Genomic DNA, 18,328 nt, shown 5'->3' on the forward strand with positions numbered 1-18,328 from the left:
TGATGATAAAGCAAATTTTTGAAGATTTATAAAATAAGAATCAATTCACTTATATCCAATTCCAAATCTCTTTGATTTGCACATACATCAGCTAAAATTGCTACCCCTAACCCATCATACAACTTCGCAGGTAATCGAAGCGTTTGTTCAGAGATAAGGTTCCTATTAATCATCTTCCTAATGACCTCATTAGGATAATAAAAGTTCGCCAGATTGAAAATAGATAACATTTTAAGGTTTATTTCTTCCAAATTTATATTACTTACCGATAGTAAAGTGATCAGAAAATTTAAATATTCTATAGCTTTCGACTCACGCATGTTCAATCCACCATTCCTTGCTGCTGCTAAATAACTTGTCGCTAAATATATATTATCCAAAAGGCTATCGATATTTTTATTGCTGGATTCCTTAGAAAATTTATTTAACAATGATTCCGCATGGATCGATAGTTTATGGGTAATACTTTCAATAGTTGGCTTATTTACAGCTATATTTAAATTCGAAACAGTTCTTAAAGTATTCGCTACCGTAATAATATCTAAATTGATATTAGATTCGTCTCTCAGTGCCAAATCAATAATCTCCAATACATCATCAGTCAAGAAGAGGCAGCATTCCAAATGACCCAAAAATGTATAACGATGTGAATTACTGGTTTGATTTGTGATTCTCCGGCTTAAGTATTTCAATATACCACAAATACCTTTATCAATTGACAAATCCTCGATCTTTGAATACGCCAAATATTTATAAATGACCTTATCAATCGATTCTAATATTTCATGCGTATCCGTTATTTCTATCAGATCATTTTGAACAAGCCATTCTATACTCCACCCAATACCCGCTAGACCTTCAGCGTAGTCCATTGTTCTAATAGACTCACTTCGATCATAGATTTCTTCTATCAAGCTTTCCCCAAAATCGGCATACTTCTGTTCATTAAGAACCTTTGCCACGAGAAAGAAAATTATAGCTTGCCCAGCCTTCCCATTAACCAGACCAAGGGCATCAACGTTTTTAACTCCACCTTCAAACGCTCTAACGATGAGATCGAGTTTAGAATCATTTGTATTTTGTAAATTCATGTTCTGAAAATTTAATTTTAGTCCAACCATCGATATAAGTTTGTAATTCAGTTTTTCCCATGTTTGAAATACGAAAATATTCTTCCATAAATTCAAAATAGACTGTCTCACTTACATATTCTGAATTTTCAAACCTTTCATGACCGAGATGAAAAAGAGGGCCATTTACTCGTTTTACCTTAAATCCTAAATTTTGCATTCTCTTTATACGCTCCTTATCCTCAGGGCCCCAACTCGTGAAAAATTCATTTTCCATACCTGCACTTACAAATGAAACACAGTTAAAAAGAATCAATCCTCCATATGATCTATGAGCCAATGGATGGAAGCTTTCCCTATTTATCATTAGGAGTTCTGCATCTAATAATTTCCCAAACATTGGCTTGAACAACATATGTACATCCAAATACTCTCCATCATATGGAGAAACCATATCAGCCTCACCGTTTCTTATTGATTTTACACTTTCAATAATCTGGTTGATTGGAACAATAGCATCGGTATCTAAAATGGCTACAATTGGAGTATTGGCTTTATCAATCAAAAAGTTGTTTACTTTCGTTCTATGGAGTAAACCGATATTTTGTTGAATTAAATAATGGGAACACTCTGAAGGAAGCAATTTGAGGTCGATTTTAGAAACCTCATCGACTTCTCCCAAAATAATATTGGTCTTAAAATACTTGGATATATACGAGGTTACAGCATAAAGATTCTCGAGCCTACTTTGTGAATCAATTTTTACGCATATAGCGAATGTAACGTCTGATAAATCTGATCTTTCATTATCCATTTCCTCTTTAAATTGTCTGATTAGATTGACGACGAAATAACTCGCTGTTATCCTAGTTATCTCATTGAGAGAAGTATCGTAGTAAGGGGGATAATGCCTATAATTATTTTTTATAAATACTGGCCCTGGAGCATGAAGAGAATCCCCTGAATAATGTAAAATGTTCTTTTTTTGGAGCTCATGGCCCGGACTCTTTGCAAATGCAAAGTCAAGTGATTCATGGATTTCTATCTTATTCCCGAATAAGAGTCCGTTCCAGAACATTGCGTACATGTCCGCGCACCAAGATTGGATAGTATGTGGTACTGGTTCACCTACGTTTTCATATTTTTCTTTTACGCCGGTATTATAGGCTTTGATCTCGTCAAAAAGCAACTCACTGTCTCTTTCAATCTTAGCCCAAAAATCTGGAGTGCATTTTTTTAGTAAATATTGTGCTCCCCCACAATTCGGATCATTCTTTATAACAGTCTGATGTGGAATTCCAACAATAGCACATAATTTTTGAAAAAAAACATCGCTAGTCCTTCCAATTACATAGTGGCTATCGAGATATGTCCTCGTATCCGAAACATACCACTTATCATCTTTATTTAATAAATTCCAATCAGGCTGTCTTACGAACAGTATGTCAGAATCGTGGTAAAATATAGGTTTATTCGATAACTCTGGATATCTTAAAAAATGTTTCTTAATAATATGAGGCCTTAGAGAAGGAATATAGTTTCTTTTCTCTCGGGTATCTGGATAAAAGAAAAACATGGCCATATGTCTAAACCGTTTTTCAAGGTCCTTAAAATGAGGTGCAATATCTCTCTGTGATGGATAACCAACAAGGACATGAATATTGTTCGAGGAAATACCTTGCTGATGAAAATTGAGAATTTGCAATTCCAATTGCCAGACAAAAAAATAATCATCAGGTTGAGCTGAAATAAATATCATAATACTTGGGTTCAAATATTGAAAATACTATATAGAATACGTGAAAAGAAAGATTCTTTTTCTTTTCCAATTATTATATCGCCATTAGTTCTTCTTCTTAAAGGCTTTGAAGAATTAGCTGTAACAAGAATAATAGCTGAGTTAGAGTTCTTATATATAATGGTATCTATTTTCCCGGTTACAGTATCTCTTTTATTAGTACTTCTGTTTTCAAATCTATATTCATAGTTCGAATGGTTCTTAATGGCAGCGTTTTTAGTATTTGAAACGAATAGGCTAAAATGCATCAGGTCTTTTCTTTTATTATTGGTATAAACAGTATCTATTTGAGCTGTCAGCTTCAATTCATCTCGAGGACCATAACGATTTAACAGATAAAAAAAAACAACCAATATTGCCAATACAAAGAAGTTCCCCTTTGTTACCAAGGCGTTAGGGATCTTCTTTAATAACGAAGACATCTCTTCACTCTTTATTTCATACTTGTATTCAGGCATAATATTAGTCTCCTAATTCAAGTTGATTTTTAACAAGTTCATAATAATTCCCTTTTGCTTTCGAAAGCGTCGTGTGGTTCCCGATTTCTACGATTTCACCATCTTTTAGTACAACAATTTGATCCGCGTTTTTAACAGTGCTAAGACGATGTGCAATTATCACCACTGTCTTTCCTTTAAAGAAATCATCGAGATTGTCTATTATCTGTCGTTCATTGTTGGCATCTAGACTACTTGTTGCCTCATCAAAAAACAAATATTCTGGATCTTTATAAACAGATCTCGCAATAAGTATTCGTTGTTTCTGTCCACCGCTTAAACCAACTCCCGAAGAACCTATCTTAGTGGTATAACCTAGAGGTAATCGATCAATAAATTCGGATAGATTCGCAATTTTGACAGCATTTTCCATCCTTTTATCGTCGATAGCCATTCCGTCTACTGCAATATTACGTGAGATTGTATCAAAAAAAATAAAACCATCTTGCATGACGGTTCCACATGCCTCTCGCCAAAGTTTTGGCGAAATTCTTTTCAAATCCGATTCACCAATTTTAACAATCCCTTTTACTGGTTTGTAAAATCCCAACATCAACTTTAACAAAGTTGATTTCCCACTTCCGCTTGTACCAACGATCGCTGTAACCTTTCCCTTTGGAATACATAACGTGATATTATTTAATACTAATGGAGAATCAGGACCGCTGTACTGGAACGATACATTTTCAAGATTGAGATCTTGGTTTTCTACTCGTTCAAATGAATGATCAATTTCTTCGTCCTGCTCTTCACCTCTCTTTTTATGTATCTCCAGTAATCTGTCCATACTCAATTTAGCATCCTGAAATCCTTGAATAAAAGCCATCAGTTGGGAGATGGGCCCATTAGTTTGTCCAATAATATACGAAATGCTCAAAAGCGTGCCCAAAGTTAGGTTCCCGTTCAATACCTGAGTGGCAGCCAGGAAAGAGATGATAATATTCTTTAGAGAGGTTAAAAAATTAAAACCTGTAGACTGCCACTGTTCCAAGGCTAATGTAGAAATGTTTAATTTGAAAAATTTTATTTGCAGTCTTTCCCATTCCCATCTTTTCGAGATTTCGCTCCCATATAACTTTACTTCTTGCATACCAACTATCATTTCATAAAGTTTATCCTGGTTTTCCCGATTTCTCGCGAATCGTTTATAATCAAGCTGCTTACGTTTTTTCTGAAAAAGAAATACCCATAAAACACCTAGTACACTCAACACAAAAAAACTTAGGAATATAGCTTTATCAAAAAAGAGTAAGATGATTGAAAAAACGATAATGTTTACAATAGAAAAGATGGTAGAGATTGCTGTTCCTGTCAAAAATGTATCAATACGATGATGATCACCTATGCGTTGTGAAAGATCCCCTACAGATTTCGTATCAAAGAAGCGTATCGGAAGTTTCAATAGTTGAATTAGAAAATCTGAAATAATATTTAAACTAATTCTTGTATTAACATGTAAAAGCAGCCAACCTCTGATCAATTCAATCAACGTGCTTCCCACAAATAGTGCAAATTGAGATAATAATACAAGATATATAATAGATGCACTACCTTTATTTATCCCCTCATCAATTAATATTTTAGTAGCAAAAGGAAGGATCAATGAAATCAGACTTCCAATCATCATCCCGAAAATAAGTTGGAAAAAATTCCGTTTATATGGTTTTATATACTTTAGTAGAAATTTGTAACCGCTAAACTCATCTCCCTTTTCATTGAGGTTACTAAATGCTGGTGTTGGTTCAAGTAATAAAGCAGCTCCTTTCTGATCAGCTGTTGATATCCACGATTTCTTGAATGTTCCTAAATCAATTTTTACTATTCCATGTGCTGGATCGGCAATCTTAAAATACTTCTTACCTTTTATTTCAAGCAGCAAGACGAAATGTTCTTGATTCCAATGCAGGATAGCAGGAAGAGGACAATCATTCACTAATCTCTCAACATCTAAATAAGCCATAAACGTTCTAAAGCCAAGATCCTCAGCAGCCTTACTTATATTCAGTAAACTTACCCCATCTTTGTTTATATAGCACTTCTCCCTTAAATATTCAAGCTGCACATCCTTTCCATAGTAACGGCAGATCATTTTCAAACAAGTAGGCCCACAATCAGCCAAATCATGCTGACTATAGAAAAAACGTTTCCTAAACATATACGAGCTAAGTTCAGATTAGTATAATATTAACTATTCAAACGATTAAACTCCAACCACTTTATATAATTATTTTAAGACTAAACACTTAATTTTCTAAGAGTGATTCTTTGAATCGATTAAGCACAAGCATTCTCTTCTTATTTTCATCAAAATCGTTGACACAATAATCTACTCCTTCGTGTTCTAGGGCTTGTTGCGAGCAACCACCGTTACATATCGGTAAAATGACACAATCTAAGCAAGGTTTATTTTTAAATTTACTTTCCAATCGTTTAGTATATTTATCATTCCATATGACCTCACCTGAATCAGATAAATACCCCTCGCTATTTGTTGAAGTAAAATCCCTCGCGGTACACTTAAACACCTCTCCATTGTAATTAATGGTAGCATGGTTTTTATGATCACCATAACACGAGTTCATTACGAGATCATGTGATCCTGTTGCCACCTTAAACCCTTGTTCACGATAATACCAACGGATATCATACAGATCCTCGTCACTCACATTATAGTTATCTTGCCATACTTTATGCAAGTCGAACTCTATAAATTCCCTAGCTTCCACTGTTAGATCACGAAAATCTTCTGAAATTTTTTTAAGATCAGGAAGAGTTTCGGGAGAACAATTGATACGGATCAAGACTTTGATGCCGTTGGTTGCCAACAATTTGATATTTTTGATAATAGCATCATACGATCCACGACCTTCTGACATAAAACGCACCACATCATGTCTATCACGATGCCCATCTAACGTAATCTGAAAAAACGATAAATTAAACAGCTTTGCAGCTTGAATTACTTCAGAATTAATTAATAAACCGTTGGTGGTCACTCCAGATGCCATCTCAATACCCAACGATGCACATAAAGCATGAACCTCTTTTAAAATCGGAAGTACCACCCTTTTGAAATACAATAATGGTTCGCCGCCAAACCAATCCAAACTAAAGAATTTTAGGGTATCCTTTCTCGAGGTTAATATACCTTTCACAAACCGAACGGTGCTATCAATGGTACTGATATCCATCTTTGAATCTTTAATATGGGTTTCATAGCAATACCAGCATTTAAAATTGCAATTCATGGTAGGATTGATATGTAATTGAAAAACTGACTCATCATTATCAATTAAACTAACCAAATCCTTTACCTTTTGAAGTTCGTCTTCGGCATTTTCTACCAGAAAACCTTTCTCTACCAGGAAATCAAAAAAAGTTGGGTGCATTGATTGTAGACTTTCAAATTCCGACTTTTTAACAGAAGAGTCGTACATTAAATATAAAGAATCATCTAAAGCCATGTACTCCCGAGAATAACTATTAAAACCTATTTTCTGATTTTCATAATCAAAAAACATATTATATTTACTTGCTTTCATATTATAAATTTTGGAGATGCATTAATAAATTGAAGCTAGAATTGGCTAGATTATAAAGACTCCCCAGGTCTTCCGAAACTGGGGAGAACTTCATTAATTTTAGCAAGTTCCAGTGTTAGTACACATAGGATTTGTTGAACCTCTACAGTCTCCAGGATTTGTGCACCCAGGATTTGAAGAAAACAAACTTGCGCTTAACTGTCTGAAACCACCTTTGATTGAGCCGAATCCTCCAGTGAATTCGCCTTTTTCGTTTTCGTCCAATTTTTCAATAAGGACTTTAATTGACTTTTTCATGTTAATGAATTTAAAGTTTACACTCTGTTAATATTATTTAGACATCTTTCTTTTACTATGCGCACTTGTAAAATACTTCATGAATAAATACTCGTTTAGTTAGCACGGCCACGTTCGTCAAATTTGGTATCCTTATTACTGGTCTTTATACTAGATAGACCAAAACGATAGGTTACACCAAGGGTCAACCTCCTTGCATCATAATAATTATTGAAATACTGTGTGTTACCCTGAAAATAAGCCTCAATTCCAGTTCGATTTTGTTTGAAGATATCTTCTGCCATTAGTTGGATCTGTAATTTTTTGTCCAGCAGTTGTAAATTTATGCCTGTCCGCAGGCTTGCGGCTGACCTGTAAAAAGAATTACCAGATCGTCGGGGAAGGTTCTGCCAATAATTAAGTAAAAACGTAATGTTTTTTTCTTTATTCAGAAAAAAGGAATTATTGATCATATAATAATAGCTCAAGCCGTTTTGCGGAATTACTATATCCAAGCTACTTTTGCTTTTACTATAAGATAGATCCGAGAATAGATAACTCTGTAACCACTTGATCCCAGTAAAAGAATAACCGATGTTCAGGCCGGAATTATATTGCGTAAGGTGGTTTTCCCAAGTGGACATTTTAATGGTGTTGTCTAAAAAAGATAGATATGAATATCCGTCAGTAACTCTTTGATTATACAGCGTAATAGATAGGTTCCCGTCAAAAATATACCCAAGTTCAAAGTTATTGTTGAACGATGGCAACAAGTTTGGATTACCTGTAGAGTAGGTATATGGATTACTGTACCATCTGAATGGATTCAGGTTACCAAAGCTAGGCCTGTTAATCCGCTTAGAATAACTGAAGGAAAGCGTATGTTTATCATTGGGAGTATAACTTATATATCCGCTCGGAAAAAATTTGCCATATTCAAAAGTGTTTGTCTCTGCTGTTTCTGGAGAAAATCCTTTTACGTCGGTATATTCGTAACGGATGCCTGCTTTAACTTCAAGTTTGTTGCTTAATCTACGGGCCCCGCTAATATAAACTGCATAATTACTTTCTGAATAATCGTAATCGTTACTCTTAAGCGGATCAATGATAAAGTCTCCATCGGTCAGGTTAAGATACTTCACGGACGAACTGTTCGAAATATCAGAATATTTTATCCCCATGTCCAGATTTATCGCTTTGGTGGGATAGTTTAGATCAGCCTGGCCTGAAAAAACTTGATAGGACACATCGCTTTCATTCCTCACAAAGTAGCTATTGCCCGACTCCGAATTATTAGAGGTAAAGTCAACCGGATTTTTAGGTTTGTTTGACAAAAAATTTCCAATAAAACTTAGCTTACGGCCCAAGGTATCCAATTTCAGGTCATAATAACCGCTTACCGTCTGAAAATTCAAGGATTGCCTATGTTTGGAGTTCGTCCATAGTGTAGAATCCTGTATATTGTTGGTCATATATTGGGTGGAGGAAGCAATGTCCATGTTTGCATGCCCGATACTACCATCATAAATAACTCCGATATTGGAAGATTCATTTATCTTGTAATCAAGGTTAATATTCAGGCCTCCTCCATCGTTAAAATCCTTCCTTTTATCTGATTGAACGGTTGAGGTCGGATTACCTATCAATGATGCATTTTCTGTAGAACGGAATGCGACGTCATAATGGCGCAGCCCTACTGATAGCAACAGTTTCTCGGATTGGAAATTGACATTCGCATTGTTACCGATACCTCCATAAGTCCGTTGTAAATAGGTAGAACTCAAGGTTGCCTGAAAGCCGTTATTTTTTTTCTTTTTGAGAACAATGTTTATCAGTCCGCTATTTCCCTGGGCATCATACTTGGCTGGAGGAGTGGTAATCACCTCAATTCGCGAAACATCGTCCGACCGTAACGATTTTAAATATTGCATCAGTTCATTACCGGACAGATTGATTAGCCTCTCGTTTATCATTACAGCGACTCCACTTTTACCGACAATAGAGACCCCTCCATCGCTGGTATTCAGCATTGGCGTATTGGCGAGGGCTTCAGATACATCAAACCCTTGCATTGCAGGAGAGTTTTCAACGTTAAAAACAAGCCTATCCACCTTTCTTTCAATAAGTTTTCTTTCTCCATTGACCACTACATCTTCTAACCTTACAGTAGCATTGATGACCAATTCTCCAAGATCGAAATCCCTAGAAAGATTGATATGCCTTAGCAAAAATTCCTGTCCCAAGCGGGATATTTTGAGCATATACTTGCCATAATTTTCCTTCATGCTAAACGCTCCATTACTGTCTGTTACTACCTGCTTCAAAAGGGTACTATCCTGCTTTAATAGATGTACGTTCATATTCTCCAAAGGCTTACGATCCTGATCTATAAGTTTACCCATCAATGTGTAATCTTGGCAAAATAAAGCTGTGTGAAGAAAGGTGAAAAAAATAATGGATATAAGTCGTTTGATCATAATTAATTTTATTGTGCAAATGGTTTTTTAAATATTTATTATAATACAAGATTAAACTGCTAATAGATCCTTTTGAAGAATTTTCCTGTTTTTAAATCTTTCAGTCGCTAGGTGGCAATGAAGTAGAAATTCATGATAAAACTTTTGATCTCGTAGATGCGATAAATAATCTAGACTTCTTTTCTCCATATCTATAAGATCTTGATTAACTTTCACTTGCAGAATTTCTCCGTTCAAGTCCATAAAAAAATGGCTTCCTTTTTTTGAATATCCTAGTTTATATTCTCTATTCTTTGTATTTGATTTAAACATTTTTATTGTATTGAATAGCATTTCATTGTCCCGTGTAACGTCCCATTTCACCAAATTTCTATGAACGAATAACGGCCTGTCATCCAGATCGTGCTGAATCATCGCGACTCCCAAAAACTCTTGTTTTTCCCCAAGATATCCGCATGAGGCCGGTTCCACCCCAATCATCACAAATGAAGAACCCAGAGCATCCCAAGCAAATTTGAAAGTGTCCTTATCTCCGAAGAGAAGCTGATGGAAAATCTCATTCCTCTGATTAAAAAATAAAGCTAAATTCAGCTCTTTCCAACATCTCTCTTTATTAATAAGTAGTTGTCCGCTTTCCTGTTCTTTTACAAAAAATTTATCACTCCCTATAATTTTCCAAATAGGATTATCCACGGCTGTCAACCAGAAGTCTGGCCAGAAAATAGCTCCAATTTTTTTAAACTCCTCCGTTTCAAAAAAGAAAGAAGGATCTCTCAAGCAGTTGTTGTCGCAATCGAGAAAAAGTATATCTTTAAAGCGACTTAATTTTATCGCAAGGGGTTTTAGCATTACACCTGTCAGTTCTGTTTCTTCAAAATTCAAGAAGTCCCTACATTCAACATCAAAATCAGATAACTGTTCTATACATTGCTCTGATAGCTCATTGCCTAAGTACCAAAATTCAACAGGTAATCTGCAACCTAAATAACGTAGATTTTTTATCGCTATCCATGCACAAGTAAAATATGTTACACCACCGCCACACATGACAATTCCCCTTCCTTTAAAGTAATCAGAAGGATAAATGGAAATAGAGTGTAGATGATCTGTCCATATATTCCGTATTTCATTAATTTCCTCTTCAGCTAGCAAGAAATCAATTTCTCTTATGCCATTTCTATTAAATGTCGACATGATACAAATTTTTAGAAACCCATGAATGCAACCAGTAATGAATCATTGCCTGTGTAATTTCACCTTCAGGAGGATTTCTAATCTCACTGTAATCATAAGCAAAGGCGTCCTTGACAGGAATTGGATTCATATATGTGTTTGGATACTTAGCGAAACTATCTCTCATTCGGTACGGCCCGGAAAACTGAGGTGTAAGAAATTTTTCCCTATCACCGTTCTCATACAATTCCGCTATATCCTTTGATAAACCCATTAAGAATGGATCACTTTTTATGCAGCAAAAGAACTCCGAGGCCAAGGTTCCATTAGAAGGATCAATGAGCATAAAACCATTCCTATAGTTGTCTTTTAGTGAAAAAAAGGCGTCAATGTCAATAAGCTCAATATCCCAATCGACATAAAATCCACCATACTCATGAATGATAAGATATCTTGCAATATCACCTGCCTCCGCGTGATTTCTCGCATTGATAAATGCATCATATGAAAATCTGTGAAACTTGTAAAGAAAATCTGCAATTTTCGAATCATCCCAACGCTCTATTGCGAACCCATGTTTCTCCAACACTTTCCAGGAGTTGAGGCACCGAAGAATAAACTCATTTACTCCAGGACCGACTATTTGGTGAATTATTTTAGGAACATTGCTCATATATATAATTTAAAAACTCGACTAAGTTAAGGTGATTAACATAGTTTATTGATCAGTATGTGTCTATTTTAAATAATATAAAAACTTAAAATGATCGATGATAATTTCATTAATTATAGATGGTTTCATCATCATTCTTAAAGCTAACAGCCATAGATCTAACCGCAAAAAAAAATCGACGAAACGCCTATTGAACTACATGAAATACTGATTACGCTCCATATCTTAAAAAAGCAACTTTGTTGTTCAATGAAATAGACTTATCCAATTGGCGTCTTTTGACCAATTTAACGTGTTATAATTAGCTTGTATTGGATCTTGGTTTATTGGCAGATAAATGCTTACCCCGCTAAATGATTTTATTGGCATTCCCAAAAAAGCATCTGTATATCCCTTGTAGAGAATTACTTTATCCAGTTGTTGTTTTATTGTCTTCCTAAGAAGCTAAAACCTGTAATAAATTAAGGAATCATGATTCAAGAATCAAGTTAACTATCCCCTGAAAGGTTCAGATTTCAATCTTCATTTAAGTCCCTTTGGAAGGTTAAAGAAAATGCAAATCAATTAAAACTTGTTGTTAAGAATCTGATTCAGACTAACCTTATAATAATTTGCAAAATCAATTAACATTTCAACTGTAAGACGATCAAACTTTCCTTTTTCAATGTCTTCCATTTCATGAATTCTGAATCCTAATGACATGCAAATTTCTTTTGGGATTTGCCATTTTTTCCCCTAAGTTCATTCAGACTCTTCCCAATTATTTCTCTATGTTTCATATGCGAGTATTACCTATCAATGTTTTAGATTAGTTATTTAAAAAACTTCTATTTTAGCATTTGGTCGATCATCTCTCGCTAAAGAGAACCGCACTTATTTAGCTGTTCATTCACATTGCTGCTTTCCAAACAGTTAATACCTCTAAACATTTAAAAATGGATAAATTCGATCAACGGCAATTTGATATCCACAAAATGGGCATCCCTCTCCATATCTTAGTAAATAAATGAAATTGGATAAATGAAGAACTTTATTTTGAAATGCAATTTCCTGGTGTATATATCCTAAATAAAGGTTTTTTTATTATTTTTATCTTAAAACATATTACATAAATTTTACAAAAGGCTTGTATGGGAGGAAATTTTAACTGGTCGAAATGGTATACGCCAAAGGTTCGTGTTGTGTCCCATATTTTATTTTGGTTCCTAGTCAGCGCATTATACTATATAAATTATAACAGGATCGGAGGAGAGTGGACTTGGATCTTTGTATCAAAAGAATTGTTTGTGACTGGGAGCCTTTATTATTCTGCATCTTGGATAATATCCAAGTGGGTATCCAAAGGGAAATTATATCCCTTGATCGTGTTTTTCATATTTGCGTACATATGGTGGATTGGATGGACTTATATCCTTTGTCAGGCGGTTGAAGATTTGATAGGTAAAACCGAGTCGCGATTTAATAATTATATACGTTTTATTTTAGAAGATGGATTCTTTGGACTTTTTCATTTCAAGAAATTTGCAGCATTAATTTTGGATTTCATGTATATGGCGGCTATTCCACTAGCTCCAAAGCTTACCAAAGTCGTGATGGAAGGGTCCATAAAGATGGTTAAATTGGAACGAGATAATTTAGCAATGGAGCTCGCTTTTTTGAAATCCCAAGTATCACCTCATCTCCTGTTCAATGTATTAAACAGTCTATATCGAATGTCTGAAAAAAACGATCCAAATACTTCTAAAACAGTTCTTCAGCTTTCTAATTTGATGCGATATGTATTGTATGAAGGACAGAATGAGGAAATATCATTAAAAAAAGAAGTTGAATTTATAAAAAACTACGTTGAGCTTTTCAAGATACGACATGGAAATAAAGTTCCTATTGAGACAGATATTGCAATCATTAATGAACCTTACAGAGTAATCCCATTAATCCTAATTCCTTTTGTAGAAAACGCCTTTAAGCACGGTATTGAACGGAGCCGATACAACGCCTGGATCAATATTTCTCTACGCTTGGTTCAGGATACCTTGATCCTATCGGTAAGCAATGGAGTAAACAACAATGCTGAAAAGCCAGTGGCCGGTGGATTGGGGCTACAAAATGTTAAACGGAGATTAAAACTCTATTACCCAGACCGTCATACGTTGAACATAAAAGAAATGGAAAATAGTTATTCGGTTGAATTGATTGTAAATTTATAATAACGAAATAATGATTAGATGTATTATAGTAGATGACGAGGAATTGGCACAAGAAATTCTTGTAGAACAGATTGACAAGATTCCTGATTTAGAGCTCTTGGGTGTATATGACAGTGCTTTGGATGCTATGCCAATAGTCCGATCTGGTGATGTCGATCTGGTCTTTAGCGATATCCAGATGCCTGAGATAAGTGGTGTCTCATTTTTAAAAAGCTTAAAAAAATCACCGCTGTTCATTTTTGTTACAGGTGACCCTAACCATGCTATTGAAAGTTTCGAATTGGATGTGGTGGATTATATCCTCAAACCATTTGGTTTAGATAGGCTATTGAAGTCTGTAAATAAAGTCAGGGCTCTTCTGGACTCACAAAATTTTAATACCCCCAATAGAGATTTTCTTATCATAAAGGATAGAAACTCGAATATTATTATGCCTTATAATGAAATATACTTCATTAAAAGTGATGGGGATTATGTTACGATAGCGACCGAAGAAAAAAATTACGTAGTCTGTAAAAGGCTTGCGGAAATTGTGGACGCGCTCAATTCAGCGAAACAATTTTTCAGAGTGCAAAAATCATATGTCATTAACCTCGATTTTGCAAAAACCATAAATGGGAATATCATTAAAATGAGAGGTAATATTGGAGAGATACCTATCGGCGGACAGTACAAAGCAGAGTTATATAAAAGATTAGGAATTACGGGTACAGATTAAAAGGGTTGTTTCTTACTATTCGTTGTCGACAAATCAAGTTTTGCCCTATTGATTGAGGATGCATAAAATTTGGTTAAAAAATGGTATATCACCATCTCGTTTTCCCTTTGATTGGTTAAGAATAAACGGTTGATAAACATATGGGTAAGAGAGGAAAGCAAGCCAAACAATTCGTTTTGATCAGTTCTATTACAATTAAGTCGGTCGACATTTAGCTCAATTGTCTTTAATCTTTCTTGAAGGATATTATTTATTGTTTGTGCATCTTCATATTGCAAACCAAAAAATTTATCTACCCAAGAACGGTTTTCCCTATACTTTCTGTCAAGCTTAAATTTTAGCTTATTATAAATATTAAACTCATTAAAAAATGCGTCTCTCAATGATGTGGTTAAGGATATTTTTTTCGAAAGATCCAATCCGAAAGCAGCAAATAAATGGTCAACACCAAGCATCCCTGTAAGCCACCGGAAATGTCTTCCATGCCCTTGTTTAAACAAGGGCAATAGTTTAAGAACACATTGGCTATCTAGATGGAATATAGATTCAAAAATTTCGATATTATCCATACCATATCTTTCCAGCTCTCGTTCATAGGTATCATAGACGATTCGATGTATTAATTTATTCTCTAAGAGTTTTGATAAATGGTGATTGATACAAATAGATAATTGTTGGAAACCGATTTCCCCATTATTTTCTTTTAATCGAAATCTAAGCCTTATGTGAGAGTCTGGATCAAAGTATCTAATGAAGAACCATTTATCGATTATATTTTTTTTCTCCAGATCATGGAGAAGTGATCTTATCTGATTAGACATCAACCGTTCTCCTTCCATTACATTACAATAAATTTTGATGTAAGCCCACTCGGTACCAGGAAGGAAAGACCTCTTAACTTTACTTTCGAATCTTGGTTTTAGATTAATCATTTTTTGGGGAGCTTTAACCTTGAAAGGAATAATAATTTCATTGTTATACTGTTCACCGTCGACTCCGATTACAGGACTTTCATACGATTGAAAAAGGTATTCATGAAGCACAATATCAGTTTTCTCTAACTGCTTTAGCAGAATTCCCGCACTTAAGGAATTTCGAAGGTCAATAATCAATTCATTATCTCCATTAGTTAACGAAATAATGTCTGGAAGATTAAATCTCTTTTTTAATAATGAGACTCTCATCTTATCATCGTCAATATTTGACAGATCTATACTTTTTCTGGTTATATTCCATTTTGCCCTCGCTAAAATGATATGCTTATAAGTAATGCGAGGAGTGAACGGAGAATTTGCTAATACTCCCCAATGCCATGTAAGATCAAAATAACCGTACTGAAATTGAAGGTCACAAAGAAAGCGATAAATAACCATCTGATAATGAAAATTATGTGCGCTGCTCAGTCTAGGAATGACTTGTTTGCCCAATCTTTTGGAATATAAAATCACTTTCTTTTCTTTTATGGATACTAATAGATCATCTAAGTTTATACAGAAATCTTTTTCCACACTACATTGACCTACTATCGGAATTTCATATTTAAAAAGACTAGGTCTTGAAAGGATATTGCCAGCTTTGGTATCTGGTAAACAAACTATCTCCGCCAAAATTATATTTTGCATTTGTTCTTCTTCCCACTTGGCACATTGTTTTAATTTTTCCTCAAGCTCCCCATCCAAATGACAAAATCGACTCATTAAAGGAATTGAAGAAGCACCACCTACGGCTTGTAAATTAAAGAAATAATCGCCATTGTCTAAGCCTCTATCAAATGTAAGTACATTACCTAGAGCATAGAATGCAGCGGGGAGTTCATTATCTACACCTTGCGATTTTAATGATTGTAATTCATTTGGATTTAAATCTATGGGAGTTGTGTCAATGCTACCGAGCAGAATACGATCCACAATCGACTGAGTCAATCTATTAGAATCACTGTTATTTTCTTGTAATGCATTGGGCATCCCCAATCCAAATAATAACGGACTGTGTTCTGAAACTGAGATCGATGTTGAACCATAACCTATTCCCCTCCCTGGATCCAGTACTTCTAATAAGGGAATTGCCCTTTCCCCATAACGTTCCTGAAATTTGCTGTAGAATGATTTTAATTGACTACTTGTCTTCCCTCTATTGAGTACAGATAATTCTTCTAATTCTTGTGCGAGATTGTGGAAAATCTTTCGATTTATTATATTCGATTTAGTTTCTACTTTTAAATCTATTTGGAACATGTGCTGTCTATCACCGTGGCCAAAATCAATTATGTCTTTCCCAATTAGAGATTCATGTAAAGTTGTTTTACCACTGTTCAAATTCTGCAATAAATCATTCAATTTGTCCAATAGACTTCTGATCTGTATTGGAAGTTCCAGGTTCCTCAACTTTGGCAATATACGTTCAGCCTTATTATGGATGCGGGAAACCTCCAACTCATTTATGAGTAAATTAAGATCCAATAACTTATAAAGGTAATTTTCTGCTCTTTCCTGATCTACACCAGAGCGATTAAGGTATGTTGCTAATTCCGAAAGCTTTACGCCTTTTTCTCCAAGCAATAATACTTGTTGTAACATGGGGTTATTTGCAACCCAAGCCCATGTGTAATTCCTCTTATAATTATTTTCATTAAAGTCTATGTAATAATATCGATCCTTTGTTTCAAATCGCGTACTATTTGTGTAATATAATAGTTGATCTTTTACAGAATTTTCTTTTAACACCAGATTAATAAGGTGTGCCAAGTATTCCGAATCCAACCGAAAGGTTGGGCAATAATCCCCTGAAAGCTTGATGTTTGAACTGGTATTTTCTACCTTGCCAAAAGATACTCCGCTAAACTTCCCATATGGAGTAGCACGTCCAGCCATTCTGTTGACATATTTGATCAAAGACATCAATAGTTTGTCTCCTGAAGGCGAGTATGGATTTTTAAGGTTTAATGAGATTTCATTAAAGAGAGGTACACTTGCAATATATATAGAATCAAGAATCTCTTGGTCTTTCAAAAGATCCATCAGATAGTCCCAAGCTTCTTCCTTGCTGTAAAATCCATTTATTTCTTGAACGGTTTTAGACGGCAAACGGGGAGTACGTAATAGATAGAAATCGAAATTAGTGAAATTTGACATATCTCTTATTCCATCCCTCTCTTTTTCAATACCTTATCCACACAGCGATCAAAACATTCAAAGGAGACAGGTTTTGAAAGTTCAAAAATATCTCCTGTTGGTAACTCACCTTTGTAATAATTTAACGGTATTCCGGAAACAACTACTATGGACGCTGTCTTGGGCAACATACCATAATGAAAGTCTGTTGCGTCTCCTATTGGAATTTTAAGATCAAGAAAAATAATTGCAGGTTTATGTTTCTCAACAATTTCCTTTATCTCTGAAAGCTGGTGGCAAATACCAACCAGCTTTAGATCTTTTCTACGACCAATGTAATCTTCCATCATTTCTAACGACAATACTTCGTCTTCGATTACCATGCAGGTTACAGATTTAGATTTGTTGTACATTGTTTCGTTTTTAATGCATTTCAACACTCTATGATAGAAGTAGATCAAACTTTAAGATTGTAAGTAACTGTTGTCAAAAGTGTAAGGCCACTAATTGGAGTATCTTCGTCTCTATCACCTCCGAAGGACAACACGTCTGCATGATCAGCACTAAACTCAGCTACTTTTTCGATTTTAAGAAATTCGGCAATTTGGTTTTGATTAAAATTTTCCATGATTTTTCAATTAAGATTTCAGTTTCTTTTTTTGCTAAACTGGATCAATTGATTGACTCAAAAAAAATTATTCGATCAAATGAAATTTGAACTCCATAACCTGCTATTTTCACTCCATATCTTATTTTTTTATAACATATACGACTGTATACGTGATAC

The 18,328-nt window shown here is 34.8% G+C and carries 14 protein-coding genes; 2 read left to right on the plus strand and 12 right to left on the minus strand.

The window, feature by feature from the left end:
• Positions 1-26 precede the first annotated feature (26 nt).
• From CKW03_RS01320 to CKW03_RS01355, 9 genes are all read right to left on the minus strand, one after another.
• Positions 27-1,091: a glycoside hydrolase family protein gene (locus tag CKW03_RS01320; protein ID WP_139185528.1), complete on the minus strand. Its 1,065-nt coding sequence runs from the start codon at positions 1,089-1,091 to the stop codon at positions 27-29.
• A complete protein-coding gene (locus tag CKW03_RS01325; protein WP_093100916.1) occupies positions 1,069-2,829 on the minus strand; it encodes a galactosyltransferase-related protein in 1,761 nt (586 codons plus the stop codon). Before CKW03_RS01325 ends, CKW03_RS01320 begins: the two co-directional genes overlap by 23 nt.
• Before the next feature lie 11 nt (positions 2,830-2,840).
• Positions 2,841-3,326, minus strand: a complete 486-nt coding sequence (locus CKW03_RS01330) for a hypothetical protein (protein WP_093100914.1) — start codon at positions 3,324-3,326, stop codon at positions 2,841-2,843.
• Between the two features lie 4 nt (positions 3,327-3,330).
• Positions 3,331-5,520: a peptidase domain-containing ABC transporter gene (locus CKW03_RS01335; RefSeq protein ID WP_093100912.1), complete on the minus strand. Its 2,190-nt coding sequence runs from the start codon at positions 5,518-5,520 to the stop codon at positions 3,331-3,333.
• 88 nt (positions 5,521-5,608) lie between these two features.
• Entirely contained in the window at positions 5,609-6,907 is a 1,299-nt protein-coding gene (locus CKW03_RS01340; protein ID WP_093100910.1) for a radical SAM/SPASM domain-containing protein, read from the minus strand.
• Positions 6,908-7,006: 99 nt separating this feature from the next.
• A complete protein-coding gene (locus tag CKW03_RS20200; RefSeq protein WP_139185527.1) occupies positions 7,007-7,204 on the minus strand; it encodes a hypothetical protein in 198 nt (65 codons plus the stop codon).
• A gap of 95 nt (positions 7,205-7,299) precedes the next feature.
• Positions 7,300-9,585 carry a TonB-dependent receptor domain-containing protein gene (locus tag CKW03_RS01345; protein ID WP_157739340.1) on the minus strand — a complete coding sequence of 762 codons (2,286 nt, stop codon included), beginning with the start codon at positions 9,583-9,585 and terminating at the stop codon, positions 7,300-7,302.
• A gap of 126 nt (positions 9,586-9,711) precedes the next feature.
• Positions 9,712-10,854 (minus strand): alpha-mannosyltransferase, encoded by a 1,143-nt coding sequence (locus CKW03_RS01350; protein ID WP_093100906.1) that lies wholly within the window; start codon positions 10,852-10,854, stop codon positions 9,712-9,714.
• On the minus strand, positions 10,841-11,506 hold the full coding sequence (locus CKW03_RS01355; RefSeq protein WP_093100904.1) for a glycosyltransferase: 666 nt from the start codon (positions 11,504-11,506) through the stop codon (positions 10,841-10,843). The genes CKW03_RS01350 and CKW03_RS01355 overlap by 14 nt, the downstream gene beginning before the upstream one ends.
• Before the next feature lie 1,130 nt (positions 11,507-12,636).
• Here CKW03_RS01355 and CKW03_RS01360 point away from each other — a divergent pair.
• Both CKW03_RS01360 and CKW03_RS01365 read left to right on the plus strand, forming a co-directional pair.
• A complete protein-coding gene (locus CKW03_RS01360) occupies positions 12,637-13,713 on the plus strand; it encodes a sensor histidine kinase (protein ID WP_093100902.1) in 1,077 nt (358 codons plus the stop codon).
• A gap of 10 nt (positions 13,714-13,723) precedes the next feature.
• On the plus strand, positions 13,724-14,431 hold the full coding sequence (locus tag CKW03_RS01365) for a LytR/AlgR family response regulator transcription factor (protein ID WP_093100900.1): 708 nt from the start codon (positions 13,724-13,726) through the stop codon (positions 14,429-14,431).
• Here CKW03_RS01365 and CKW03_RS01370 read toward each other — a convergent pair.
• The 3 genes from CKW03_RS01370 to CKW03_RS20205 form a co-directional block, all read right to left on the minus strand.
• The gene (locus tag CKW03_RS01370) at positions 14,428-17,562 is read right to left on the minus strand and encodes a lantibiotic dehydratase (protein WP_093100898.1); all 3,135 of its coding nucleotides are present in this window, start codon (positions 17,560-17,562) and stop codon (positions 14,428-14,430) included. The two genes, CKW03_RS01365 and CKW03_RS01370, sit on opposite strands and share 4 nt — an antisense overlap.
• A 5-nt stretch (positions 17,563-17,567) precedes the next feature.
• Positions 17,568-17,924: a response regulator gene (locus tag CKW03_RS01375; RefSeq protein ID WP_139185526.1), complete on the minus strand. Its 357-nt coding sequence runs from the start codon at positions 17,922-17,924 to the stop codon at positions 17,568-17,570.
• A 74-nt stretch (positions 17,925-17,998) separates the two neighbouring features.
• Positions 17,999-18,169 carry a hypothetical protein gene (locus CKW03_RS20205; protein ID WP_157739343.1) on the minus strand — a complete coding sequence of 57 codons (171 nt, stop codon included), beginning with the start codon at positions 18,167-18,169 and terminating at the stop codon, positions 17,999-18,001.
• Positions 18,170-18,328: the final 159 nt, after the last annotated feature.

The sequence above is a fragment of the Sphingobacterium mizutaii genome, from assembly GCF_900187125.1.
Taxonomy (GTDB): domain Bacteria; phylum Bacteroidota; class Bacteroidia; order Sphingobacteriales; family Sphingobacteriaceae; genus Sphingobacterium; species Sphingobacterium mizutaii.

Coding starts and splice junctions, on each gene's coding strand:
- CKW03_RS01320 (WP_139185528.1), bottom strand. CDS start 1,091: ATGAATTTACAAAATACAAATGATTCTAAACTCGATCTCATCGTTAGA.
- CKW03_RS01325 (WP_093100916.1), bottom strand. CDS start 2,829: ATGATATTTATTTCAGCTCAACCTGATGATTATTTTTTTGTCTGGCAA.
- CKW03_RS01330 (WP_093100914.1), bottom strand. CDS start 3,326: ATGCCTGAATACAAGTATGAAATAAAGAGTGAAGAGATGTCTTCGTTA.
- CKW03_RS01335 (WP_093100912.1), bottom strand. CDS start 5,520: ATGTTTAGGAAACGTTTTTTCTATAGTCAGCATGATTTGGCTGATTGT.
- CKW03_RS01340 (WP_093100910.1), bottom strand. CDS start 6,907: ATGAAAGCAAGTAAATATAATATGTTTTTTGATTATGAAAATCAGAAA.
- CKW03_RS20200 (WP_139185527.1), bottom strand. CDS start 7,204: ATGAAAAAGTCAATTAAAGTCCTTATTGAAAAATTGGACGAAAACGAA.
- CKW03_RS01345 (WP_157739340.1), bottom strand. CDS start 9,585: ATGGGTAAACTTATAGATCAGGATCGTAAGCCTTTGGAGAATATGAAC.
- CKW03_RS01350 (WP_093100906.1), bottom strand. CDS start 10,854: ATGTCGACATTTAATAGAAATGGCATAAGAGAAATTGATTTCTTGCTA.
- CKW03_RS01355 (WP_093100904.1), bottom strand. CDS start 11,506: ATGAGCAATGTTCCTAAAATAATTCACCAAATAGTCGGTCCTGGAGTA.
- CKW03_RS01360 (WP_093100902.1), top strand. CDS start 12,637: ATGGGAGGAAATTTTAACTGGTCGAAATGGTATACGCCAAAGGTTCGT.
- CKW03_RS01365 (WP_093100900.1), top strand. CDS start 13,724: ATGATTAGATGTATTATAGTAGATGACGAGGAATTGGCACAAGAAATT.
- CKW03_RS01370 (WP_093100898.1), bottom strand. CDS start 17,562: ATGTCAAATTTCACTAATTTCGATTTCTATCTATTACGTACTCCCCGT.
- CKW03_RS01375 (WP_139185526.1), bottom strand. CDS start 17,924: ATGGTAATCGAAGACGAAGTATTGTCGTTAGAAATGATGGAAGATTAC.
- CKW03_RS20205 (WP_157739343.1), bottom strand. CDS start 18,169: ATGGAAAATTTTAATCAAAACCAAATTGCCGAATTTCTTAAAATCGAA.